Here is a 24,380-nt window from a genome sequence, read left to right on the forward strand (position 1 = left end):
GCCTCGGCGCGGGGGTCGGCGCATCCACCGGGGGGAGCCTTTATTCATCCGTAACGTGGCGCCGCGGCGTAGCGTGAAGGCATGGGCGCGATCGACCTCAATGCCGACCTGGGGGAGACGGTCGACGGGATGCCGACGGCCGACGATGCCGCGATGTTCGCCGTGATCTCCAGCGCGAGCATCGCCTGCGGCGGCCACGCGGGCGATGAACGATCGATGCGCGAGGCGGTGGCGCGCGCGGCCGCGCACGACGTCGCCGTCGGGGCGCATCCGTCCTATCCCGACCCGGCGAATTTCGGGCGGGCGCCGATGGCGATCGCGGCGGCCGACCTGCGCGTCGAGGTCGCGGGGCAGCTGCGGACGCTGGCGGCGGCGGGCGCCGACATCCGGTACGTCAAGCCGCATGGCGCGCTCTACCACGCGGTGTCGGTCGACGCCGAGCAGGCGCGCGCGATGGCCGAGGCGGTGGCCGAGCTCGCGGGATTGCTCGGGCGCGCGGTGCCGATCCTCGGCATGCCGGGGGAGATCACTCGGGCCGCCGGAGCGGCCGGTCTGCCGTTCGTGGTCGAGGCCTTCCTCGACCGCGGTTACCTCCCGAGCGGGGGCCTCGTGCCGCGGGGGCGCCCCGGGGCCGTGCTCGACGACGCGGCCGCGGCCGCGGAGCGGGCGATCCGGCTGGCGCGCTCGGGGGAGGTCGTCGCCGTCGACGGGTCGGTGCTCGAGGTCGCGGCGGCGTCGCTCTGCCTGCACGGCGATTCACCGGCCGCCGTGGCGATGGGCCGTGCGGTGCGCGAGGCGCTCGACGCGGCGGGCCTGATCGTGCGATCGCCGTGGTGAGGCGCGCGACGGTGAGACTGCTGCCGATGGGCGACGCGGTCCTCGTCGAGGTGGCGGGACTCGACGACGTGCTGGCGCTCCACGCCCGCCTCGTCGCATCCGCCCCCGACGGCGTCGTCGACATCGTGCCCGCGGCGCAGACGGTGCTCGTCACGGTCGATCGCGCGGTGCTGAGTCTCTCCCGGGTGCGGGGCTGGGTGACGGATGCCGCGGGCGCGGCCTTCTCGGAGGAGACGGTGGCGGGGCCGGAGGTCGTGCTCGACATCCGCTACGACGGTCCCGACCTCGCCGAGACCGCGGAGCTTCTCGGAGTGTCGGTCGCTGAGCTCGTCGGGGCGCACGCGGCGGCGACGTGGACCGTCGCGTTCACCGGATTCGCGCCCGGATTCGGGTATCTCGTGAGCAGCGACTGGCCCTTCGACGTGCCGCGGCTCGATTCCCCGCGCACCCGTGTGCCGGCCGGCGCGGTCGGTGTGGCGGGGGTGTTCTCGGGGGCCTACCCGCGCGAGACCCCCGGCGGATGGCGTCTGCTCGGCACCACGGACGCACCGCTGTTCGACCCGACCGGCGAGAACCCTGCGCTCCTCGCGCCGGGTGCGCGGGTGCGGATCCGCGCGGTCGAGGCCCGCGAGCGCACCTTCGCGGGGAGTGAGCGCACCCTCGCGGGGAGCGAGCGCACCCTCGCGGGCGATGAGCGCACTCTCGCGGACGCGGACGCGGGCGCGGGGGTGGGGGCGGGGTTCCGGGTCGAGGAGGCGGGGCTGCTCGCCACGGTGCAGGACCTCGGCCGGTCGGGCGCCGCCGCCCTCGGCATCGCCCGCTCGGGCGCGATGGACCGCCGGGCCCTCGGCGCCGCGAACCGTCTCGTCGGCAACCCCGACGGCGCCGCGGCGATCGAGATCACCCTCGGCGGGTTCCGCGCACTCGCCCTCGCCGACCTCTCATTCGCCGTCACCGGCGGCAGCGGCCAGGTCCGCATCGCGGGGCGCATCGTCGACCCCTACGCCGCGCATCGCTGGCCCGCCGGTGCCGAGCTCGAGGTCGGGTGGATCGAGCGGGGCGCCCGTGCGTATCTCGCCGTTCGCGGCGGCGTCGACGCGCCGACGGTCCGCGGGTCGCGTGCCACAGACATCCTCTCCGGGCTCGGCCCCGCACCGCTCGCGGCGGGCGACGTCGTGCGGGCCGGGCCCGACCCCGCCCTCCCGGTCCCGCCCGCCCCCGACGCCCCGTGGGGCGCGCCCGACGGCGACGACCTCGAGGTCGAGCTCGCGCCGGGGCCGCGCGCCGACTGGTTCACCGCCGAGGCGGGCGCGATCCTCTTCGAAACGACCTGGACCGTCTCGGGCGCCGCCGACCGCGTCGGCATCCGCCTCGACGGTCCCGCCCTCGTCCGCGCGCGTCGCGACGAACTCCCCAGCGAGGGCATGGTGCCGGGGGCCCTGCAGGTGCCGCCCTCCGGCCGACCCACGATCCTCGGGCCCGACGCGCCGGTCACCGGCGGGTACCCGGTGATCGCGGTCGTGACGGATGCTGCGCGCGACGCGCTCGCCCAGGCTCGGCCGGGCAGCCGCATCCGCTTCCGCCACGCGCGTCCGACGGACTGAGCCGCGCGGGCGCTCCGCTCACCAGCGGGCGATGAGCGCGGCAGCCTCGTCGCGGGCGTCGGCGGGGAGAGCGAGCGCGATGGCCTCGGCGAGGGTGAGCTCGGCGCCGCGGCGCTCACCGGCGGCGACCGCGTCGGGGTCGACCGCGCGCATGGCGTCGAGCTGCGGGGTGTGCACCGTGAAGGCTTCGGCGTCGAACACGCCGATGCGGTGGCGGATGACGGCGGCGACCGCCGACAGTGCGCCCGCCCGTTCGCCGTCCCCGCGGGCCGCGGCGACGGCGCACAGCCCTTCGAGCCCGTAGGCGATCCCCTCTTCGAAGTGCAGGCGCAGCGACACGAGAAGCGTCCGCACGCACTGCCCTTCTGCCGTGTCGATCTCGCCGCGGACGAGCTGCAGTCGCGCGAGGTGGTTGCCGGCGACCGACGTCGTGAAGAGGTCACCGCCGGCGGCCGCCGCCACCGTCGCGCGGTCGAAATGTCCGAGTGCGTCGTCGGTGAGCCCGCGGAGCCACGCCAGTCGTCCGCGGGCGACCTCGGTGATGGCCTCGGCCCAGGTGTTGCCGAGGGCGTGGAGCCTCTCGACCGCGGCGGTCAGCTCCCGCTCGGCGGTATCGAGGTCGGGCAGCTCGAGCTGGAGCCGCGCCGTCGCCCGCGCGGCGAGCGCCATCGCCGCGGCATCCTCGTCTCCGCTCTCCTCGAACAGCCGGATGCACTCCCCGAGCCCCGCCACGGCCTCTTCGCTCGGGCGCTGCCACATCTCGCCCCACAGGGCGAAGAACCAGGCCACGGCGCGGGTGTGCGGGGTGATCGGCTGATCTTTGCCGAGGAGCTCCAGCATCCACACCCGCACCTCGGCGAAGAAGCCGGCCACCCACCAGTAGATCAGGAGAGACCACGCGAAATCCCCGGCGTCGTCGAGCCGGCCGGTGTGGATGAGGTGACGCACCGCCGCGCGGAGGTTGGGAAGATCCAAGCCCAGCTCCGCGACCGCGTCCGCCTGTCCCGGTCCGCCCAGCCGGGGCGCGATGCGCGCGACGAGGTGGCGATAGTGATCGGCGTGCGCGGCGCGTACCGCGGCAGCATCCCCCCGCTCCTTCAGCCGCCCCACCGCGTACTCGCGGACCAGCGCCAGCAGGGAGAAGACGGGGCGACCGTCGACGTCGACGGGCTTGACCAGCGAGGAGTCGACGAGCGCCGCGAGATCCTCCATCGCATCGGCGCCCCAGGATCTGCCCCGTCCGATCGCCTCCACCGCATCGAAGGTGAACCGGGTGGCGAAGACGCCGAGGTCCTCGAGCATGGCGCGCTGCGGGGCCGGCAGCAGGCTCACGCTCCACTCGATGGTGGCCCGCATCGTGCGGTGCCGGTCGGGGAGGTCGCGCACCGCCGCGGTGAGCAGCGGCAGACTCTGCTCCAATCGCTCCGCGATCCCCCGGGTGCCGAGGACCCGCACCTTCGCCGCCGCCAGCTCGATGCCCAGCGGCAGGCCTTCCAGGCGACGGCAGATGTCGGCGACATCCTGCGCGTTGGCGTCGGAGAGGGCGAAGTCGGGACTGACCGCGCTCGCGCGGTCGGCGAACAGACGGCACGCGGGGGTGGTGCGCACGCGCTCCCGCGTGGCGCGTGTCCACGAGTCGGGGACGGGCAGCCCCGCGACGTCGTAGACCTGCTCGCCGCGGATGCGCAGGACGATGCGACTGGTCACGAGGAAGGTCGCCATGGGGGAGGCGTGCGAGAGGCGCACCAGCAGCGGCGCGGCCTCGACCACCTGCTCAAAGTTGTCCAGGACCACGAGGACGCGGCGGCCGGACAATGCCCGCGCGATGCGTTCCTCCAGGGGCGCCTCGCCGTTGTCGCGCACGCCCAGGGAGTAGGCGATCGTGGGGACGACGAGGCCGGGTTCGAGGACGCCCTCCAGGAGGACGAAGTACACTCCGTCGGGGAAGAGGTCCTCGCTCGCGCGGGCGACCTCGATCGCCAGCCTGCTCTTCCCGACTCCGCCGGGTCCGATGAGGCTGACCACGTGGGCGGGGCCGGTCAGGAGCTCGCGGATCGCCGCGACATCCTCCTCCCGACCGATCGTCGAGGTGTACGGGACGGGCACCTTCGGCGCCGCGGCCGGGACGACATCCGAGATCTCGCGATCAGCCAGTGGGCGGGACGCGTCGAAGCGCTCGGCCAGCAGGGTCGCCAGGTCGTCGCGGACGTGATCGCGGAGCTCGTCGACCGACGAGAAGGAGAGGTAGGCCGCGGTGTCGTCGTCGCGGATGCGGTCGATGAGGGCGACCAGGCGCGGGTCGCGACGTTCGGATGCGCGGATGTAGATGAGCTTCGGCATCTCGCGGGGCGCGAGGTTGTACTCGTCCTCCAGGCCCGAGACCTGCTCCTCCGGCGCCACCCACCCGTAGCTGTCGCCGTAGATCCCCACGAACACGTCGCTCTGCGCCAGGTAGGACCGGTACAGCGCGCGGGGTGGATGCGGCCGGGCGCCGAGTTCGAACATCACCGGCGCCAGACGCAGGCTCTCGATGGCGCCCCGCACCGCGACGCGCTCGTCGGCGAGCTCGCGCAGGGTGGAGCTGACGAAGATCCGCAGACGCTGGTCGGGCGTGCGGATCACCCGCTCGTGCCCGTCCGCGCCTGCGGGCTCGACGAGCCCGGCGGTGGCGGCATCGCCCCCCGTCATGCAGACATCATGGCCTCACCAGGGATTCTCCGCCAGATGTCGGGGAATGGTGGGGGGATTTGCGGGGTTATACCCGAGGAACATCGACTCGTCAAGGATCGCGCTGGACACGGCGCGTCATCCGGACTATAGTTGGTCCTTGCGCTCCTGGTTTCCCCCTGCCCTCATATGGTGGTCGGCTGTGACTGCACGCCCCCGCTTCACCGCGGTGTGCGACGTGCAGGCTTCGGGGATGACTGAGCACTCCACCTGACGACAAGGAAACGAAGCCCGATCCGGGCTCACGGAGGTTATCCCTTGGCTGCTGCGCCCAACGCATCCAATCCCACCACCACCCCCAAGAACGGCCGCGGCGCATCGCGGCTCTCGTTCGCGAAGATCTCCGACACGCTGACGGTCCCCGACCTTCTCGCGCTGCAGACCGAGTCCTTCGACTGGCTCGTCGGCAACGACGCGTGGCGGGAGCGCCTCGCCGAGGCGCAGGCCGCCGGTCGTACGGACATCGCCCTCAAGAGCGGACTGGAGGAGATCTTCGAGGAGATCTCGCCGATCGAGGACCTGAGCGAGACCATGCAGCTCTCGTTCACCAACCCCTACCTCGAGCCCGAGAAGTACTCCATCGAGGAGTGCAAGGAGCGCGGCAAGACCTACGCGGCCCCTCTCTACGTCGAGGCCGAGTTCATGAACCACCAGACCGGTGAGATCAAGACGCAGACGGTCTTCATGGGCGACTTCCCGCTCCAGACCGACAAGGGCACGTTCATCATCAACGGCACCGAGCGTGTCGTGGTCTCGCAGCTCGTGCGCTCGCCCGGCGTCTACTTCGACAAGACCCCCGACAAGACCTCCGACAAGGACATCGTGTCGGCCCGCATCATCCCCAGCCGCGGCGCGTGGCTGGAGTTCGAGATCGACAAGCGCGACCAGGTCGGCGTCCGCATCGACCGCAAGCGCAAGCAGTCGGTCACGGTGTTCCTGAAGGCCCTCGGCCTGTCCAGCGAAGACATCCTGAACGAGTTCGCCGGTTTCGACTCCATCGAGGAGACCCTCTCGAAGGACACGATCCTGTCCAAGGAGGACGCGCTCCGCGACATCTACCGCAAGCTCCGTCCGGGCGAGCAGGTCGCCGCCGAGGCCGCCCGCGCGCTGCTGGACAACTTCTACTTCAACCCCAAGCGCTACGACCTGGCGAAGGTCGGTCGCTACAAGATCAACCAGAAGCTGGGGCTGGATGCTGCGCTGTCGGACTCGGTGCTGACCGTCGACGACATCGTCGCGACCATCAAGTACCTCGTGCGCGTGCACCGCGGCGACGAGACCTTCGAGGGCGTGCGCGGTGGCAAGAACGTCGAGATCCGTCTCGACGTCGATGACATCGACAACTTCGGCAACCGTCGCATCCGTGCGGTGGGCGAGCTCATCCAGAACCAGGTCCGCACGGGGCTCTCGCGCATGGAGCGCGTCGTCCGCGAGCGCATGACCACGCAGGACATCGAGGCCATCACCCCGCAGACCCTGATCAACGTCCGCCCCGTGGTGGCTGCGATCAAGGAGTTCTTCGGCACCTCGCAGCTGTCGCAGTTCATGGACCAGAACAACCCGCTCGCGGGTCTGACCCACAAGCGCCGCCTCTCGGCGCTGGGCCCCGGCGGTCTGTCGCGTGAGCGCGCCGGCGTCGAGGTCCGCGACGTCCACCCCTCGCACTACGGCCGCATGTGCCCGATCGAGACCCCGGAAGGCCCGAACATCGGTCTGATCGGGTCGCTGGCCTCGTTCGCCCGCATCAACTCGTTCGGCTTCATCGAGACCCCGTACCGCAGGGTCACAGACGGCAAGGTCACCGACCAGATCGACTACCTCACCGCGAGCGAGGAGAGCGACTTCATCATCGCCCAGGCCAACGCCCCGCTGAAGGCGGACGGCCACTTCCAGGAGGACCGGGTCCTCGCGCGGAAGATCGGCGGCGAGGTCGACCTCATCCCCGCCGACGAGATCGGCTACATGGACGTCTCGCCGCGCCAGATGGTGTCGGTCGCGACATCCCTCATCCCGTTCCTCGAGCACGACGACGCCAACCGCGCGCTCATGGGTGCGAACATGCAGCGTCAGGCTGTGCCGCTGCTGCGCAGCGAGTCGCCCGTGGTCGGAACCGGTATGGAGGGCTACGCCGCCGTCGACGCCGGTGACGTCGTCACCGCCGAGAAGAGCGGTGTGGTCATGGAGGTGTCGGCCGACGTCGTCACCATCCAGCTCGACGAGGGCGGCACGCAGGACTACTTCCTGCGCAAGTTCGACCGGTCCAACCAGGGCACGAGCTACAACCAGCGCGTGATCGTCTCGGCGGGCGACCGCATCGAGGCCGGCGAGGTCATCGCCGACGGCCCGGCGACCGAGAACGGCGAACTCGCGCTCGGCAAGAACCTGCTCGTGGCGTTCATGACCTGGGAGGGTCACAACTTCGAGGACGCCATCATCCTCAGCCAGGACCTGGTGAAGGACGACACCCTCTCCTCGATCCACATCGAGGAGTACGAGGTCGACGCCCGCGACACCAAGCTCGGCAAGGAGGAGATCACCCGTGATCTCCCCAACGTCAGCCCCGACCTGCTGAAGGACCTCGACGAGCGCGGCGTCATCCGCATCGGCGCCGAGGTTCGCCCCGGCGACATCCTCGTGGGCAAGGTCACGCCCAAGGGCGAGACCGAGCTGAGCGCCGAGGAGCGGCTGCTGCGTGCGATCTTCAACGAGAAGAGCCGCGAGGTGCGCGACACCTCGCTGAAGGTTCCTCACGGTGAGCAGGGCACGATCATCGCCGTCAAGGAGTTCAACGCCGAGGACGGCGACGACGAGCTCGGCTCGGGCGTCAACCGCCGCGTCGTGGTCTACATCGCCCAGAAGCGCAAGATCACCGAGGGCGACAAGCTCGCCGGCCGTCACGGCAACAAGGGCGTCATCGCCAAGATCCTGCCGGTCGAGGACATGCCGTTCCTCGCCGACGGAACGCCGGTCGACGTCGTGCTGAACCCCCTCGGCATCCCGGGTCGCATGAACTTCGGCCAGGTCCTGGAGACCCACCTCGGGTGGATCGCCAAGCAGGGCTGGAAGGTCGAGGGCACCCCCGAGTGGGCCGTGCGCCTGCCCGAGGAGGCTCGCGAGGCCGCCCCCGGCACCAAGGTCGCCACCCCCGTGTTCGACGGCGCCGCCGAGGAGGAGATCGCGGGTCTGCTCGACTCGACGACGCTCACCCGCGACGGTGTGCGACTGATCGACTCGTCGGGCAAGACCCAGCTGTTCGACGGCCGGTCGGGTGAGCCGTTCCCGGCGCCGATCTCCGTCGGGTACATGTACATCCTGAAGCTGCACCACCTCGTGGACGACAAGATCCACGCCCGTTCCACCGGCCCCTACTCGATGATCACGCAGCAGCCGCTGGGTGGTAAGGCGCAGTTCGGCGGTCAGCGGTTCGGTGAGATGGAGGTGTGGGCACTCGAGGCCTACGGCGCCGCATACGCGCTCCAGGAGCTCCTCACGATCAAGTCCGACGACATCCCCGGCCGCGTCAAGGCGTACGAGTCGATCGTCAAGGGCGAGAACCTGCAGGAGCCCGGCATCCCCGAGTCGTTCAAGGTGCTCATGAAGGAGATGCAGTCGCTGTGCCTGAACGTCGAGGTCCTCTCGGCGGACGGCACCGTGGTCAGCCTCCGTGACAGCACCGACGAGGCGTACCGCGCCGCTGAGGAGCCTCGGAATCAACATCTCGAGCCGCTTCGAGTCGTCGTCGATCGACGAGATCTGATCCGTCGACGCCGACCGCAACCCACTTTTGACAACAGGAGAACTAGTGCTCGACGCAACAACGTTTGACGAGCTTCGCATCGGCCTTGCCACGGCCGACGACATCCGCCGCTGGTCGTTCGGCGAGGTCAAGAAGCCCGAGACCATCAACTACCGCACGCTCAAGCCCGAGAAGGACGGCCTGTTCGGAGAGCAGATCTTCGGGCCCAGCCGCGACTGGGAGTGCGCCTGCGGCAAGTACAAGCGCGTCCGCTTCAAGGGCATCGTCTGCGAGCGCTGCGGCGTGGAGGTCACCAAGTCCTCCGTCCGCCGCGAGCGGATGGGTCACATCGAGCTGGCCGCCCCGGTCACCCACATCTGGTACTTCAAGGGCGTGCCCTCGCGCCTCGGGTACCTGCTCGACATGGCGCCGAAGGACCTCGAGAAGGTCATCTACTTCGCCGCCTACATGGTGATCTCCGTCGACGAGGAGGCGCGTCACCGCGACCTCGCCACGCAGGAGAACAACATCCGCCTGGAGATCAAGACGCTCGGCGACCGCCGTGACGCCAAGATCGCCGCGCGCCTGTCCAAGCTGGAAGAGGAGCTCGCCGCCCTGGAGGCGGAGGGCGCCAAGGCCGACCAGAAGAAGAAGGTCAAGGACGCCGCCGAGAAGGACATGGCGCAGGCCCGCAAGCAGGCCGACGACGCCATCGCCAAGCTCGAGCGCGTGTGGGAGGACTTCCGCACCCTCGAGGTCGGCTCGCTCAAGGGCGAGGACGAGATCTTCCAGGAGCTGCAGGACCGCTTCGGTCAGTACTTCGAGGCCCACATGGGCGCCGAGTCAATCAAGCGCCGCCTGGAGGCGTTCGACCTGGCCGCCGAGGCGGAGAGCCTGCACCTGCAGATCGCCGAGGGCAAGGGCCAGCGCAAGATCCGTGCGATCAAGCGCCTGAAGGTCGTCAACTCGTTCCTCCAGACCGGCATGAGCCCGGCCTCGATGGTGCTCGATGTCGTCCCGGTCATCCCACCGGAGCTGCGCCCGATGGTGCAGCTGGACGGTGGCCGCTTCGCGACATCCGATCTGAACGACCTGTACCGTCGCGTGATCAACCGCAACAACCGTCTTCGTCGCCTGATCGACCTCGGCGCTCCCGAGATCATCGTCAACAACGAGAAGCGGATGCTGCAGGAGGCCGTCGACGCGCTGTTCGACAACGGCCGTCGCGGTCGCCCCGTCACGGGTACCGGCAACCGGGCCCTGAAGTCCCTGAGCGACATGCTCAAGGGCAAGCAGGGTCGGTTCCGCCAGAACCTGCTCGGAAAGCGCGTGGACTACTCGGGCCGTTCGGTCATCGTCGTGGGTCCGCAGCTGAAGCTGCACCAGTGCGGCCTCCCCAAGCAGATGGCGCTCGAGCTGTTCAAGCCGTTCGTCATCAAGCGCCTGATCGACCTCGGTCACTCGCAGAACATCAAGGCCGCCAAGCGGGCCGTCGAGCGCACGCGTCCCGAGGTGTGGGATGTGCTCGAGGAGATCATCCGCGAGCGTCCGGTCCTGCTGAACCGCGCGCCCACCCTGCACCGTCTGGGCATCCAGGCGTTCGAGCCTCAGCTCGTCGAGGGCAAGGCCATCCAGCTCCACCCGCTCGTATGTGCGGCGTTCAACGCCGACTTCGACGGTGACCAGATGGCCGTGCACCTGCCGCTGTCGGTCGAGGCCCAGGCCGAGGCCCGCATCCTCATGCTCGCGTCGAACAACATCCTGAAGCCGTCGGACGGCCGTCCGGTGACCCTGCCCTCGCAGGACATGATCATCGGCCTGCACCACCTCACCACGGTGAAGGAGGGCGCCGCGGGCGAGGGTCGCGTATTCGGCTCGGTCTCCGAGGCGATCCTGGCCAAGGACGAGGGCACCATCGACCTGCAGGCGAAGGTCCGCATCCGCGTCCCCGGACTCGCGTTCCTCGAGGGCGAAGCCCCCGAGGGCTACGAGCGCCACGGCCTCGTCGACACCTCGCTCGGCCAGGCGATCTTCAACGACGCGCTGCCCAAGGGCTACCCGTTCGTGCGCGAGCAGGCTGACAAGGGCAAGCTCTCGCAGATCGTCAACAAGCTCGCCGAGGAATACCCCAAGGTGGAGGTCGCCGCGACGCTCGACCGCATCAAGGACGCCGGCTTCTACTGGGCCACGCGTTCGGGTGTGACGGTCGCGCTCAGCGACATCCTCACCCCGCCGAACAAGGCGGAGATCGTGGGTCGCTACGAGAAGCAGGCCGCGAAGGTCCAGTCGCAGTTCGAGAAGGGTCTGACCACCGACGCCGAGCGTCGTCAGGAGCTCATCAAGATCTGGACCGAGGCGACCGACGAGGTCCAGAAGGCGATGCGCGACAACTTCCCCGACGACAACACCATCAACCGGATGGTCTCGTCGGGCGCGCGTGGTAACTGGCTGCAGATCCGGAACATCGCCGGTATGCGAGGCCTGGTGAACAACCCCAAGGGTGAGATCATCCCGCGTCCGATCATCTCCTCGTACCGCGAGGGTCTGTCGGTGGCGGAGTACTTCATCGCCACGCACGGTGCCCGCAAGGGTCTGGCCGACACCGCCCTGCGTACCGCCGACTCCGGGTACCTCACCCGGCGCCTCGTGGACGTCTCGCAGGACGTCATCATCCGCGAGGAGGACTGCGGCACGTCAAAGGGTCTCGAGCTGCCGATCGCCGCTCCCGGCTTCGACGGCACCCTGGTCAAGGACGCCAACGTCGAGAACTCCGTGTTCGCACGGACGCTCGCGGCGGACGTCGTCAGCGCGTCCGGCGAGGTTCTCGCCGCGGCGGGCTCCGACGTCGGCGATGTGGTCATCAACGCGCTGGTCGAGGCGGGTGTCGAGACCATCAAGGTGCGCTCGGTGCTCACCTGCGACTCCGCCGTCGGTGTCTGCGCCCGCTGCTACGGCCGCTCGCTCGCGACCGGCAAGATCGTCGACATCGGCGAGGCCGTGGGCATCATCGCGGCCCAGTCGATCGGTGAGCCCGGTACCCAGCTGACGATGCGTACCTTCCACACCGGTGGTTCGGCGTCGGCGGATGACATCACGCAGGGTCTTCCCCGCGTGCAGGAGCTCTTCGAGGCCCGTACCCCCAAGGGTGCGTCCCCGATCGCGGAGGCCGATGGCCGCATCACGATCGAGGAGACCGACAAGAGCAAGAAGATCATCCTCACGCCCGACTCCGGCGACGAGCCGGTCGTCTACCCGGTGCTCAAGCGCGCGACGCTGCTGGTCGAGGACGGCCAGCACGTCACCGTCGGTCAGCCCCTGCAGGTCGGCACGCTCGACCCCAAGGAGGTCATGCGTGTCATGGGTGCCCGCGAGGTGCAGAAGTACCTGGTGAACGGCGTCCAGGGCGTGTACCGCTCGCAGGGTGTGCCGATCCACGACAAGCACATCGAGGTCATCGTGCGTCAGATGCTGCGGAAGGTCACCGTGGTCGACCACGGCGACACGACGCTGCTCCCCGGCGAGCTGGTCGACCTCAAGCGCTACCAGGGCATCAACCGCGAAGCGGTCGGCTCGGGCAAGCGTCCGGCGTCGGGTCGTCCCGAGCTCATGGGTATCACCAAGGCGTCGCTCGCGACCGAGTCGTGGCTGTCGGCTGCGTCGTTCCAGGAGACCACGCGTGTTCTCACGCAGGCCGCCATGGAGGGCAAGAGCGACCCGCTGGTGGGCCTGAAGGAGAACGTCATCATCGGAAAGCTCATCCCCGCCGGCACCGGCCTTGCGAAGTACCGCAACGTCGTGGTCGAGGCGACGGAGGAGGCCAAGAGCGAGCGGTACCCCAACCGCATCTTCGCCTCGGACGGCGCCTACAGCGACGCCGACCTGAGCTACGTCGACTTCGACAGCTTCTCCACGGACGACTTCGGCACCTATAACTGAGTCGATCCACCGCAGTGACACGAAGGGCCCCGGCATCCGCCGGGGCCCTTCGTGTTGCCGGGCGCGGGTGCTCGTCGAGGCCGACCTCCCGCGTCGAAATCGACCTCCCGCGTCGAAACCGACCTCCCGCGTCGAAACCGACCGTGGCAGCGGGGTTTCGACAGCGACCTGGGGAGGGGAGAGGGAGTGGGGAGGGACGGATGCCGCGGGGCGGTGACGCACGGGAAGCGCGTATGCCCGGCGAGCCGTCACGTGCGGTGTGGGCGCGCCGCCGTACCGTGGGTCCGGAGGTGGAAGAAGGTGGCGCGCACCCCGGGTCGGAGCCTGTGGCTCTCCGCCCCGGTCGGACTTCTCTGCGCGGCGGTCGTCGCAGCACTGGTGTGGCTGGCCGCTCCGATGGTCCCGACCGTGGTGACGTGGGCCGGCGACACCCTGCGGGCCGCCACCGCCCGCGCCGAAGCGGCTCCGCCCGACGACCCCCTCGTTGCGGCACTCGCCGGCGAGGCGCCCCTCGACTGCCGGGACATCTACCCCGACGACCTCTGGCGGCAACTCGCCTGGTTCCCGGGGGCGCTGCTCGCCCAGTCGGGGGCGGTCCCCGAGATCGCGACGCCGCCCCTCGTCGAGGCGCTGGCCCCGGACATCCGCGTCTCCTGCCGGTGGCACACCCGCGACGGTGCGACCCTGCAGACCGCGCTCGCCGCCGTCGCCCCCGACGCCTCCGCCGCGGGCGAGGCCGCCCTGCGCGGTGCGGGCTTCGCCTGCAGCGCCCTCGCGCCCGGTCTCACCTGCACCCAGATCGCGGGCGACGCGACCGAGACGCACGTCTTCCGCGACGGGTGGTGGCTCGTGAGTGTCGAGCGCGGCTGGCACCCCGAGGATTACGCCGGCCGCATCGCGGCGCGGCTCTGGGGCTGACGGGTGCGCGCGCTACGCGTCCGGCCAGATCGCCGAGACGATCGAGGACGTGTAGCCGCTGGGAGCCAGGTTGGAGTACCACGTGTCGATCAGCAGGTCGTCGCGCCAGAACAGCGTCCGCCCGTTCGTGACGGGATACTCCTCGCTCTCCCACGTCTTCTCGCACCGCGTGCCGCCGTCGGGCGTGTAGCAGGTGAACCCCTCGTCGGCCGCGAGCTGGTTCAGCAGGTCGAGCGCCGGGCCGCGATTCATCGGGAGGTACGACGTCTCGAGGAACGTGGTGTCGGCGGCCGGTTCGCGCCACAGGCACACGAGCGAGCCATCGGGCTGCGGTCCGAGCTCGCCGCCGTTCGCAGGATCGTTCAGCGGGATGCCCTCGAGCTGTGCGAGCACGCCGTCCGACAGCGGCGCCTCGCAGTCCTCGGGTACGGCAGCAGCCCCCACGGCGGTAGCCGGCGTGGGGCTCGCCGACGCCGAGGGAGATCCGGATGCGACGGGTGACGGTGTCGCAGAGGCGTCGGCCGCGGGGGTGTTCGCCGCCCCTTCGCCCTCCTCGGGCGCGCAGCCGCTGAGAGCCAGGGCGAGAAGGAGAACGGATGCCGCCGCTGCCGCGACGACCGCACGGTGCGCCATGGCCACACTCTACGAAGGCGTCGCGACGCCCGTCGAAGGACGCGCGGGAAGAACGCGCGTCGTGCAATATTCCGATGAGGGAATGGCGCCGGGGAGCGCGCGAACGGCCCGGATCGGCGAATCGGTACGCCGCCGCGCGGCACGCCTGCGCGGTTCCGGGCGCCGGTGCCGCTAGTTTCGCTCTGCGGGGCGCCAGTCCCGCGTGAGGAGTGCGAACGATGAGTGATTCGAAGTCGTCGTACGGCGACCCCGTCGAGGAGCCCCGTCCGGCGGACGATGACGTCGTCACGCGCGCGAACGAGGGTCTCGCCGACGCCGAAGCCGCCCGCGAGGCCGCCGCGCGCGAAGACGCCGCCCGTGCGGCCGACCCGGCCGGCCCGGCCGACCCCGACCACCGCGCGGACGGTTCGCCGCATCACGACTCCGCCGCGCACACCGATGCCGGCGACGACCGCACCGGCGCGCCGACGCCCGCCGCGGATGATCGGGCCTACGCCCCGCCGAGCGAGCCCGCCACCGTTCGCTGGGACGCCCCCGCCGACCGCGACGCCTCCGATTACCGTGACGATGCCGAGCGCGACCGCTTCGCGGCGTACGAGGCCTCGGCCGGCAGCTCGGCGGACAGCCCGTCCGACCGCTCCGTCGCACCGGCCGCCGCCGCAGGCGCCGCAACCGGCGCCGCCGCAGCATCCTCTCGCCCGCAGGTGACCGCGAGCGAACCCGCCCCAGACCGCGGATATGACGCCCCCACCGTCGTCTCCGCCCCCCTCCCGCCGCAGCAGACCGCGGCGCCGCAGCCGATCTTCGTGCAGGCGCCCGAGGCGCCCCGGCCCCGCGGCAACCGCGCCGCCGCCGGAGCCATCGGCCTCCTGGCCGCCCTGCTGTTCGGGCTGCTCTACCTCGCCGCCTGGCTGGGCCTCGGCGCCCTCGCGGGCGAGGTCGGGGTCGACGACCTCGCTTCGACGACCCTGGCGGCGCTCGCCAGCTGGTCGCTGTGGATCCCCGTTCTCGTCTTCTTCATCGCGTTCTGGCTCCTCGGCGCGATCATCAACCGCGGCCGCTGGGGTTCGTGGGTGATCTTCGGCCTCCTGGTGGGCTTCGCCGCGTGGGCGGGCCACATCCTGGGCCAGCTCTTCCAGGCGCCGTTCTGGACGCTCACCGCCCGCGAGGGCGCGGAGATCACGGCCGAGCAGGTGCTCGCACCCCTGGCGATCGTGGCGTTCATCCTCGGCCGCGAGCTCACGATCTGGTTCGGCGCGTGGGTGGCTGCGCGCGGGCGGCGGGTCACCGAGCTGAACGACGAGGCGCAGCGCGAGTACGAGCGCACCCTCGAGGCGGGGCCTCAGCTCGTCCGGCAGTGAGCCGGGCGCGCTGAGGCGACGAGGCCGGAACGCGGGCGACGGCCGGCAGTGACGGGGTGACGTGATCGAGCCTGTCGACGACCGCCCCCGGGTGCCGGTGCCCCCGCTCATCGCCGTGACCTTCGCGACCGTCGGGTACGTCGCCCTGATGATCTTCGGGCTGGGGATGACGAGCCTCGCCCTGGATCGGAGCGTCATCGAGGTGCAGGGACTCGGGCCCCTCCCCGGGGTCTTCGCCGCGACGGCTTCGACGCTCGCGGTCGCCGGCGTCCTGCTGAGCGTCATGCCGCGCCCGCTCCTCCCGCAGCCCGACGCCCCGCCCCGCGCGGGCGCCGCGGCTACGCCGCGCTACTCGGCCGCCCTCTGGACGGCGATCGGCGCGTACCTCGGTTATGTCGTCGTGGTCTGGATCGCCGTCGTCGCCTCGGGCGAGGAGCTGAGCACCGCCTCCACGGTGGCCGGCGGTGTCGCCGCATCCTGGTTCGGACTCGTCCTCGCCGCCGCCGGGGCGATCGCCGGAATCAGCGGGGTGGCGATGGTGCGCACCCGCGGCGAACGCCCGCAGTGGCCCTGGGAGGGGGAGGAGCGGGATGACGCATGACGCGGCCGACCCGCAGGGATACCGTGTAGGGGTGGAGCGGTCGCTCGAGACCCAGGTCAGCCAGGCGGTGGACGCCTGGCTGCGCTGGTTGCCGCGCTGGGAGCCGGCGACCCATCGGGGACGCGTGGCACCGTGCCGACGCTGCTTCGGCTCTCCCGTCCTGTCTGCGGCGGGTCTCGGCGCCGACGTCCCCCACGGGGTGCAGCACGGCCTGTCGACCCGCATCAAGACGATCGTCGACCACGCCGTCGCCGAGTACACCGCAGTGAACCTCCCCATGCTGCAGGCCGAGCTCGACCAGCAGGCCGCCCGCAACCGCGCGCGCAGCTACCGGCCCGCAGAGGGACTCGAGCCCGAGTTCGAAGGGCTGCCGCTGGATCCGGAGCCGACGCCCGGTGCGCCGTTCCTGTTCACCCTGTCGGGGCTCGCCGCGCAGGCCGACTCCGATGTGCCCGAGCTTCCCCCGCTCACCGAGGAGGCCAAGGCGGCGCTCCGCCAGGAGGTGGGGCTCGCCGACGACTACGCGAACATGGTGGGGCGCGAGGTGTGCACCATCCTGCTGCACCATCGCCTGCGCATCCAGGCCGGGATCGCCGAGTACGTCGAGCCTCAGATCGAGGCCATGCTCGACGAACTCACCCGATCGCTCGATGCCCCGTTCGATCCCAACGATCCGCATCCGCTGCCCTGATCCGGACGCGCGTCGGTAACGATCCGGGCGCGGTTCCCAGGGCTCTCCGCAGCCCTGGGCGAGGGTGCAGGCGGGCTTTGTTAGCATGGCCGGGTTTCCAGCGTCGTTGCGCTGTGATCCCGCCGGTCGGCGGGTGGGATTCCGGGGAGGGGATGCGGTGACGACTCGCCTGCCCTCCGCACCCCCGATCCTGCCGGGGCTGTCCTACATCCGCCCCCTCGGCTCGGGCGGTTTCGCCGACGTCTTCCTCTACGGGCAGGACATGCCCAGGCGGGATGTCGCGGTGAAGGTCCTCCCGAGCGACGTGGGCGACCCGGAGCCTGCGGCGCATGTTCAACGCCGAGGCCGACGTCCTCGCCCACCTGTCGGCGCATCCGTCGATCGTGACGGTCTACCAGGCGGGGATCTCCGCCGACGGCCGCCCGTACATCGTGATGGAGTACTGCCCGGGCTCGCTCGCCCAGCGCTACCGGATCGAGCGGATGCCGGTGGACGAGGTGCTCACGATCGGCGTGAAGATGGCGAGCGCCCTGGAGTCCGCCCACCGGGCGGGGCTCGTGCACCGCGACGTCAAGCCCAGCAACATCCTCGTCACCACCTTCGGTGCGCCGGTGCTCGCCGACTTCGGCATCTCCTCCTCTCTCGCGCGAGTGAGCGCCGGCGAGGTGCTGGCGATGTCGATCCCGTGGAGTGCCCCCGAGGTGGTGGCCGAGGAGACGGCGGGAACGATCGCCAGCGAGGTATGGAGTCTCGGCGCCACGACCTACTCGCTGCTGGCCGGCCACAGCCCGTTCGAGCGGCGCGAGAAGGGCCAGAACACCAAGGAGCTTCTGCGGCGCCGCATCGCCAAGGCCAGCTACACCCCGATCAACCGCGGCGACGTGCCCGACGCCCTCCAGGACGTCCTGGCCCGAGCGATGAGCCGCGATCCGCGCGAGAGATACGCCACCTCGCGTGAGGTCGCCGACGCGCTCCGGGAGGTGCAGGCGGGGCTCGGGCTGTCGCCGACCCCGCTGGAGGTGCCGGTGACCGACTGGGCCGCGAGCGGCGGCATCGACCTGTCCGACGACGCCCTGCGGGGCCCCGCCCGCAGCCGCCTCGAGCGGGAGGTGACCCGCAAGCGGGCCGCGACGACGGGGGTCGCCTCGCTGCTGCGCGACGAGGACACCTCGCTGTCGTCGCCGGCCCCCGCCTCCGCGCCCCACCGCGCGCTGCCGTGGATCCTCGGCGGAGCGGGTGCCGCTGCGCTCGTCGCCGTCGTCCTCGCCGCCCTCAGAGCGGCGGGGATGCTGTGATGGCGGCGAGGCGGGCCCGGCCCGCGCACGCCGCGCGCCCCCGCGCGGCGCGGATGCCCCGCCGTGGTCCTCTCCTCGCCCTCGTCGCCGGCGGTGTCGCCGTGGCGACGGTCGTGGTGGCGAGCATCGTCTGGCCGGGGCTCGACGCGCAGGAGACCCCGCCGGTGGACACGTCGGTCTGGGCGCTGCAGACCGGCGAGGGCACGCGGTACGCCCGGGTGAACACCTCGATCCTCGAACTCGACACCGTCCGCACCGTCTCCGACCCGAGCCAGGTGGCGCAGTCCCGCGCCGGCACGTTCCTCTTCACCGGCAGCAACAGCCGGGTGACCCGCGTCGATGAGGCCCTCCCCGTCGACCTGGACGACGAAGCCCTCCGCGAGTCGCCGAGCACCCCCGAGGGCACCGTCGAGGTCGTCACCGCGGGCGACTTCGTGGTCTACCGGACCGAGTCGGGTGTGCTCTACACCGGCACGCTCGCCGAGGGCGGCTCCGTCTCGCGACTCGAGCCGTTCCCATCGGACGACGAGGACGCCCCCTCGTACGCCGCCGAGGCCGTCGCCCTCGATGACCGCGGCATCCTCCTGAGCTTCTCCGAGAGCGATGGGTCGGTCCTCACCTACGACATCGGGGCGTCCGACGTGCGCTCCCGCGATGCGGTGTCGATCGACGACCTCGCCGATCCCGCGATCACCGGTGCCGGCGACACGTGGGTGCTGGTCGATCGAGAGGACGGGTCGTACCTGGTGGAGGGGACGGATGCCGCGCGGCCCGCGCCCGTCACGGGAGCCGTGGTCGCAAGCTCCCCCGACCCCGGCGGGGAGGCGGTCTACCTCGCCTCCGACACCGGCCTCGCGCGCATCCCCGTCGACGGCGGTGATCCCGAACCGGTGGTCGGCGACACCACGCTCCTCGGAACCCCGGCGCAGCCGCTCGTGCAGGACGGGGTCGTCCACGCGGCGTGGCTGGCGGAGGGGGATCTCGGGGGACAGCTGTGGACCTCCGAGCGCGGCACGCTCAGCCCCCTCGATTACGCGGGGCAGGAGCTCTCGGACCAGCGGCGTCCGGTCTTCACCTCCAACGGCGACACGGTCATCCTCAACGAGACGCGCACGGGCTGGGTCTGGACCGTCCCCGAAGGGCGTCTGGTCCCCTCCAGTCAGCGGTGGAGCCTCGACGACGAAGTCGTCTCCGACGCACAGCCGAGCGAGGAGCAGCTGAGCGTCGTGATCGACCCGAAGGCGCCGATCGCCGAACCCGACGCATTCGGCGTGCGCCCCGGAGCTCTGGTGGGCCTTCCCGTGCTGTTGAACGATCACGACCCGAACGAGGATGTCCTCAGCGTCGAGCCCGCGTCGGTGACCGGGCTCGACCCCGGCTTCGGCACGGTCTCGATCACCGACGACGGCCAGCGCCTCGCCGTCCGCGTCGCTCCGGGTGCCAGCGGAGCCGCCAGCTTCTCCTACGCCGTCACCGACGGCACCGCCCCCGGCGGTCTGGTGTCGAGCCCCACGACAGTCACGCTGCTGGTGGCCGGGGACGAACAGAACGGCGCGCCGGTCTGGTGCGGCGTGGAGCGCTGCCTCGCCGAGTGGCCGAGCCCCGAGGTGGCTCGGGGCGGCACGGTGACGGTGCCGGTGATGACGGGCTGGGTCGACCCCGACGGTGACCCGATGCTGCTACTGTCCGCCGAGAACGCTTCGGGGGTCGGCAAGGTCGCCGCGACCCCCGCGGGCGACGTCGTCTACCAGCACGCGGACGACGGCAGCGGCGCTGAGCAGCTCATCGAGATCGTCGTGTCGGTGGCCGACACCCGGGGCGCGGTAGCGGTGAAGTCGCTGGTCATCCGGGTGTCGCCGAAGCCGACGCTGTCGATGCAGTCCTTCGCCGTCGTCGACATCGTCGGGGCGACCACCACCGTCGACGTCGGCCCGCACGTCACCGGCACCGCCGGAACCGTGCGCCTGGACGCGGTCCGCGTGCTCGATGACGCCCGCGCGACCGCGACGATCGTGGGCGGCTCGACCTCGTTCGACTTCCGCGCCGAGGAGGCCGGCACCTACCGCGTCGATGTGACCGTCACCGACGGCACGACGCAGGAGAACGGCACCGTCCGCGTCACCGCGTTGGCCGCCGACGCCCCGACCGAGCTCGCCACCGCACCGGTGGTCGCCTTCGTCCGCCCGCAGCAGGACGCCACGCTCGACATCCTCGCCGCGGTGTCGAATCCCACCCGGCGCGTCCTCCTCCTCAGCGACGTGCAGGCCCAGCCCGATCCCGGGGCATCGCTGTCGTTCGACACGCTGTCGCAGAACTTCCTGCGCGTGTCGGGGTCGACCACCGACGGCTCGCCGGGGCGGCTCGGCACGATCACCTACACCGTCACCGACGGCACGGAGAACCAGGGCTCCTCGGTGGAGGGTCAGGCCACCGTCTATCTCCTGCCGCCCGCGCCCGAACTCGCCCCCATCGCGGTGGACGACACCGTCGTGGTGCGCGCCGGGACGCAGATCGACATCCCCGTTCTGGAGAACGACGTCGCCCCCGCCGGTGGACGCCCCACCCTCAACCCGGCGACGGTGACCTCGTCCTCCGCTTCGGCCCTGGCTTTCGGCTCGGGTGACGTGCTGCGCTACCTCGCCCCCGACGAGCCCGGCGAGTACGCCGTGGACTACGACGTCTACACCACCGGCGCACCGTCTCTGTCGGATCAGGCGCGCGTGAGGGTGCAGGTGCTGCCCGACGACGAGAACCGCGCTCCCGCGCCCGACACCGTGGAGGGCCGCGTGCTCAGCGGTCAGTCGACGCGGATCGAGTTCGACGGCTACGGCGTCGACCCTGACGGCGACACGGTGTCGCTCGACCGCATCATCGCCCAGCCCGAGTCGGGGGTCGCCACCATCTCGGCCGACGGGGACGCGATCGTGTACACCAGCGTGTCGGGCTTCAGCGGCCAGGTGACCTTCCCGTACCGCGTGGTCGACGAGTTCGGTCAGAGCGGCGAGGGCGTCGCTCGGGTCGGCGTGCTCGACAGCGACGCCAACCCGAGCCCGGTGACCTTCACCGATTATGTGCAGGTGCAGGCGGGCGCCGAGAGCTCGATCCGGGTCAACCCGCTTTCCAACGACAGCGATCCGACGATGGGGGAGCTGACGGTCGACGACGTGCGTCCCGACGTTCCCGAGACCCTCGACGACGGCTCGGAGAACCCCGAGTTCGCCCGTCTCGACGGGCGCATCCGCTCCGTCGACGACAGCCAGGTCGTGATCGCGGCGGGAACCGAGCCCGGCACGATGTCGTTCCTCTACGACGTCTCGTCGAGCTCGGGCAACACCGGTCGCGGGCTCATCGTCGTCACCGTCGTGCGCGAGAGCGTTCCCGACTTCCCGGTCGTCGAGGACACCGTTCTGACCGCGGAGACCCGCGAGGACTTCATCGACGGGGTCGACGTGCTCTCGGGGAACGTCTCGTGGTCGGGTGGCGACATCGGCGACCTCGAGCTCGATCTGTGGGGCGAACCCGACGATGTCCTCGTGCGCGGTTCGGAGATCGCCGGCCCCCTTCCCGACACCACCCGCGTCATCCCGTTCGCGGTCAGCGGTGAGGGAGCTTCCGGAGAGGTGACCAGCTACGGCTTCCTCCGGGTCCCGGGCGACGCCGATCTGTCGCTGGCGCTGCGGTCGTCAGCCCGTCCCGTCGAGGTGCCCGAGCTCGCCTCCGCGACCTTCGACATGAACGACCTCGTCGCGCTCCCGCGGACGGCCGAGCTCGAGGTCGGCGACGACGTCCGGGCCTCCGGTGCGCGCGGCGAGGCGGTCTGCACAGCCGTCGGCGAGGGGCAGATCCGGTACGACGCCGGGGCGGGTGCACCGTGGACCGACGCCTGCCAGGTGCCGGTGCGAGTGGCCGGCACCGAGGACTTCACCTATCTGGCCGTGCCGATCCTCGTCGAGGCGCAGGACCCGCAGCCGGAGCTGCGACCCGGAGCCCTCACCGTCGGACCGGGCGAGACCGCCACCTTCGACCTGCGGAACATGACCACCTGGCAGCTCCGGGAGGACTGGGACGGCATCGCGTACGCCCTGTCGTACCCGGGCGGCGCGTTCGAGGTGGCGCTCGAGGGCTCGATCGTCACCGTGACGGGCACCGACGCCGCCGTCCCCGGCCGCGAGGAGGTCGTCGGGGTCTCGGCGACGAGTCACCCGAACACCGCGCCGTCGCGGCTCATCCTCCGTGTGGGTCAGGCGCCGTCGACTCTTCCGCAGGGCGGGTCGGTGACACAGCAGTGCTCGCAGGCGGGCGGGTCGTCGTGCACCATGACGGTCATCGGCGGGGCCGGAGAGATCAACCCGCTGCCGCGAACGCCCCTCGAGGTCGTCGACGTCCGCCCGACGGGCGCGTGCGCGGGGGTGAGCTTCCAGGTGTCCTCGCCGCGCACGGTGACGGCGTCGTGGGCGCCGGATGCTCCGGGGGCGACCTGTTCGGCGACGTTCTCGGTCGTGGATGCGCAGGGCCGGCGCACAGCGGGCGAGCGCGACGGGCGCCTGCTGCTCGACCTCCAGGGCTTCCCCCGTCCGCCGGCGGCGCTCGTGCAGACCGCGTTCGGCAACGAGACCGTCACGCTCCGGGTCGACCCGGGCGACGCGCGATTGGCCTACCCCGGGCTGAGCGGCTTCCGCATCCGCTACGCGGGCCAGGTGGTCGCCGAATGCGGTCCTGCCGGAACGTGCCCGCCCATCTCGGCACCGAACGGCGAGCGGCGCGCGTACGAGGCGGTCGCGGTCAACGCCGTCGGCGAGTCGCGCGGAGCGGTGCGCACCGATGCCTGGGCCTACGACGCGCCGCCCGCGCCGGGCCGCGTGCAGTGGGTGCCGCTGCAGACCCGCGGCGAGGGAGGCTACATCGGCCTGCGGATCGAGGGGATCGACCCCTCCCGCACGGGGTCGCTCGAGATCACCAGCCCCACCGGCGATCGGTCGGTGGTCAACGTCGGCAGCCGCGACACCACGGTCGACGTCCGCTCCTACCGCGTGGGCTCCAACGCGCCCACGCCCGTGACGGTGACGCCGTATTCGCGCTTCGACCGGCCTCCCGGCCTCGGAGGCGGCGGTGTGAATGCCGGCGCCTCGGTCACCGTCAACGCGAACGGCGTCGGCGCTCCTCTCAATCCCGCCCTCGACCTCGACTCCGTCTCCGACGGGGAGGGCACCTCGACGGTCACCGCGCGCGCGAGCGCAGGGCCGAACGGTGCGGGCTCCACGCTGCGTTTCGGCATCGTCCCGGAGGGCGACCGCTGCGTGCCCGCCGACAACGGTGCCACCGCCAGCTTCCCGGGCGTGGAGGACGGCGAAGAGTACGAATTCGAGATGTGCGTCGAATCGGTCTACCGGGGCGAGGTCTACGGCACCGCGACGGCGACCGCGACGGTGCGCGCCGCCCAGTCGGCCGCGGCGCCGACGGGATACACCTTCGTCGTCGACGGCCGGCCCGACGTCTCCGGCAACCGGGCGGACTGGGTCATCCGCGATCAGCCGACCTCGAACGAGGAAGTCCCGAACCGCAACGAGGTGCGCTTCTCCGGCCTCCCCTCGGGCGTCTTCGGACAGGACCCCCGCGTCCGCGTCTGGTACGAGCACCGGTTCTGGGGGACGCGTTCGGCCGAGGCGACGGTGACCCCGCGCGATGGGAGCGCGCCGTGGCAGATGACCGCGTCCTGGCGGGCGACCTCCTGCGTCGGCGGGAGCACCCTCACGCTCGTGGGCGATTCGTCGACCGGCCCCGGCGGCAACGGGGCGGCCGTCACCTTCAGCCCGGCGAACCTGCGGTACTTCGACGAGGAGGGGAACGTCCTCCCGCACACCGCCGACTCCTTCGCCGTGCCGCAGGGCGCCGTGCGGGTCTCCGGGATCACCGTGACCGTCGACTGGTCGGCTCGCGGGCGGGGGCTGCAGAACGTCACCGAGCAGTTCGAGGCGACCTGCCAGCCCGGCACCGGCGCCCCGCCGACCCAACCCTGATCTCACGCTCCACCGACAACCGAG

Annotated in this window: 10 protein-coding genes and 2 pseudogenes; 10 read left to right on the forward strand and 2 right to left on the reverse strand. The window is 71.3% G+C overall.

The features are described from left to right. The first annotated feature begins 81 nt into the window (after window positions 1-81). The gene (locus QSU92_RS11310) at window positions 82-837 is read left to right on the forward strand and encodes a 5-oxoprolinase subunit PxpA (protein WP_289261866.1); all 756 of its coding nucleotides are present in this window, start codon (window positions 82-84) and stop codon (window positions 835-837) included. Between the two features lie 26 nt (window positions 838-863). Next, entirely contained in the window at window positions 864-2,441 is a 1,578-nt protein-coding gene (locus QSU92_RS11315; RefSeq protein WP_289261868.1) for a 5-oxoprolinase subunit B/C family protein, read from the forward strand. A gap of 18 nt (window positions 2,442-2,459) precedes the next feature. Here the strand turns inward: QSU92_RS11315 and QSU92_RS11320 are convergent, their stop codons facing one another. Continuing rightward, window positions 2,460-5,129 carry a DUF4062 domain-containing protein gene (locus QSU92_RS11320; protein ID WP_289261871.1) on the reverse strand — a complete coding sequence of 890 codons (2,670 nt, stop codon included), beginning with the start codon at window positions 5,127-5,129 and terminating at the stop codon, window positions 2,460-2,462. A gap of 297 nt (window positions 5,130-5,426) precedes the next feature. Between QSU92_RS11320 and rpoB the strand changes: the two are divergent. The 3 genes and pseudogenes from rpoB (at window position 5,427) to QSU92_RS11335 (ending at window position 13,758) form a co-directional block, all read left to right on the forward strand. Further along, window positions 5,427-8,925: pseudogene (gene rpoB / locus QSU92_RS11325) on the forward strand (DNA-directed RNA polymerase subunit beta). Between the two features lie 45 nt (window positions 8,926-8,970). Beyond that, the gene (gene rpoC / locus QSU92_RS11330; RefSeq protein WP_289261872.1) at window positions 8,971-12,840 is read left to right on the forward strand and encodes a DNA-directed RNA polymerase subunit beta'; all 3,870 of its coding nucleotides are present in this window, start codon (window positions 8,971-8,973) and stop codon (window positions 12,838-12,840) included. Window positions 12,841-13,140: 300 nt separating this feature from the next. Then, window positions 13,141-13,758, forward strand: a complete 618-nt coding sequence (locus QSU92_RS11335) for a hypothetical protein (RefSeq protein WP_289261873.1) — start codon at window positions 13,141-13,143, stop codon at window positions 13,756-13,758. A gap of 12 nt (window positions 13,759-13,770) precedes the next feature. Here the strand turns inward: QSU92_RS11335 and QSU92_RS11340 are convergent, their stop codons facing one another. Further along, window positions 13,771-14,391 carry a hypothetical protein gene (locus tag QSU92_RS11340; RefSeq protein WP_289261875.1) on the reverse strand — a complete coding sequence of 207 codons (621 nt, stop codon included), beginning with the start codon at window positions 14,389-14,391 and terminating at the stop codon, window positions 13,771-13,773. 218 nt (window positions 14,392-14,609) lie between these two features. Between QSU92_RS11340 and QSU92_RS11345 the strand changes: the two genes are divergently transcribed. From QSU92_RS11345 to QSU92_RS11365, 5 genes and pseudogenes are all read left to right on the forward strand, one after another. Continuing rightward, window positions 14,610-15,752, forward strand: coding sequence for an ABC transporter (locus tag QSU92_RS11345; protein ID WP_289261876.1), 1,143 nt, complete (start codon window positions 14,610-14,612; stop codon window positions 15,750-15,752). A gap of 61 nt (window positions 15,753-15,813) precedes the next feature. Next, the gene (locus QSU92_RS11350) at window positions 15,814-16,353 is read left to right on the forward strand and encodes a hypothetical protein (protein ID WP_289261878.1); all 540 of its coding nucleotides are present in this window, start codon (window positions 15,814-15,816) and stop codon (window positions 16,351-16,353) included. A 31-nt stretch (window positions 16,354-16,384) separates the two neighbouring features. Next, window positions 16,385-17,044: a spermidine/putrescine ABC transporter substrate-binding protein gene (locus QSU92_RS11355; protein WP_289265886.1), complete on the forward strand. Its 660-nt coding sequence runs from the start codon at window positions 16,385-16,387 to the stop codon at window positions 17,042-17,044. 157 nt (window positions 17,045-17,201) lie between these two features. Then, window positions 17,202-18,339: pseudogene (locus QSU92_RS11360) on the forward strand (serine/threonine-protein kinase). Next, window positions 18,339-24,356 (forward strand): Ig-like domain-containing protein, encoded by a 6,018-nt coding sequence (locus QSU92_RS11365; protein WP_289261882.1) that lies wholly within the window; start codon window positions 18,339-18,341, stop codon window positions 24,354-24,356. Before QSU92_RS11360 ends, QSU92_RS11365 begins: the two are co-directional and overlap by 1 nt. The last annotated feature ends 24 nt before the right edge of the window (window positions 24,357-24,380 follow it).

This window comes from Microbacterium sp. ET2 (genome assembly GCF_030347395.1).
Lineage (GTDB): Bacteria > Actinomycetota > Actinomycetes > Actinomycetales > Microbacteriaceae > Microbacterium > Microbacterium albipurpureum.

Coding starts and splice junctions, on each gene's coding strand:
- QSU92_RS11310 (WP_289261866.1), top strand. CDS start 82: ATGGGCGCGATCGACCTCAATGCCGACCTGGGGGAGACGGTCGACGGG.
- QSU92_RS11315 (WP_289261868.1), top strand. CDS start 864: ATGGGCGACGCGGTCCTCGTCGAGGTGGCGGGACTCGACGACGTGCTG.
- QSU92_RS11320 (WP_289261871.1), bottom strand. CDS start 5,129: ATGACGGGGGGCGATGCCGCCACCGCCGGGCTCGTCGAGCCCGCAGGC.
- QSU92_RS11340 (WP_289261875.1), bottom strand. CDS start 14,391: ATGGCGCACCGTGCGGTCGTCGCGGCAGCGGCGGCATCCGTTCTCCTT.
- QSU92_RS11345 (WP_289261876.1), top strand. CDS start 14,610: ATGAGTGATTCGAAGTCGTCGTACGGCGACCCCGTCGAGGAGCCCCGT.
- QSU92_RS11365 (WP_289261882.1), top strand. CDS start 18,339: ATGGCGGCGAGGCGGGCCCGGCCCGCGCACGCCGCGCGCCCCCGCGCG.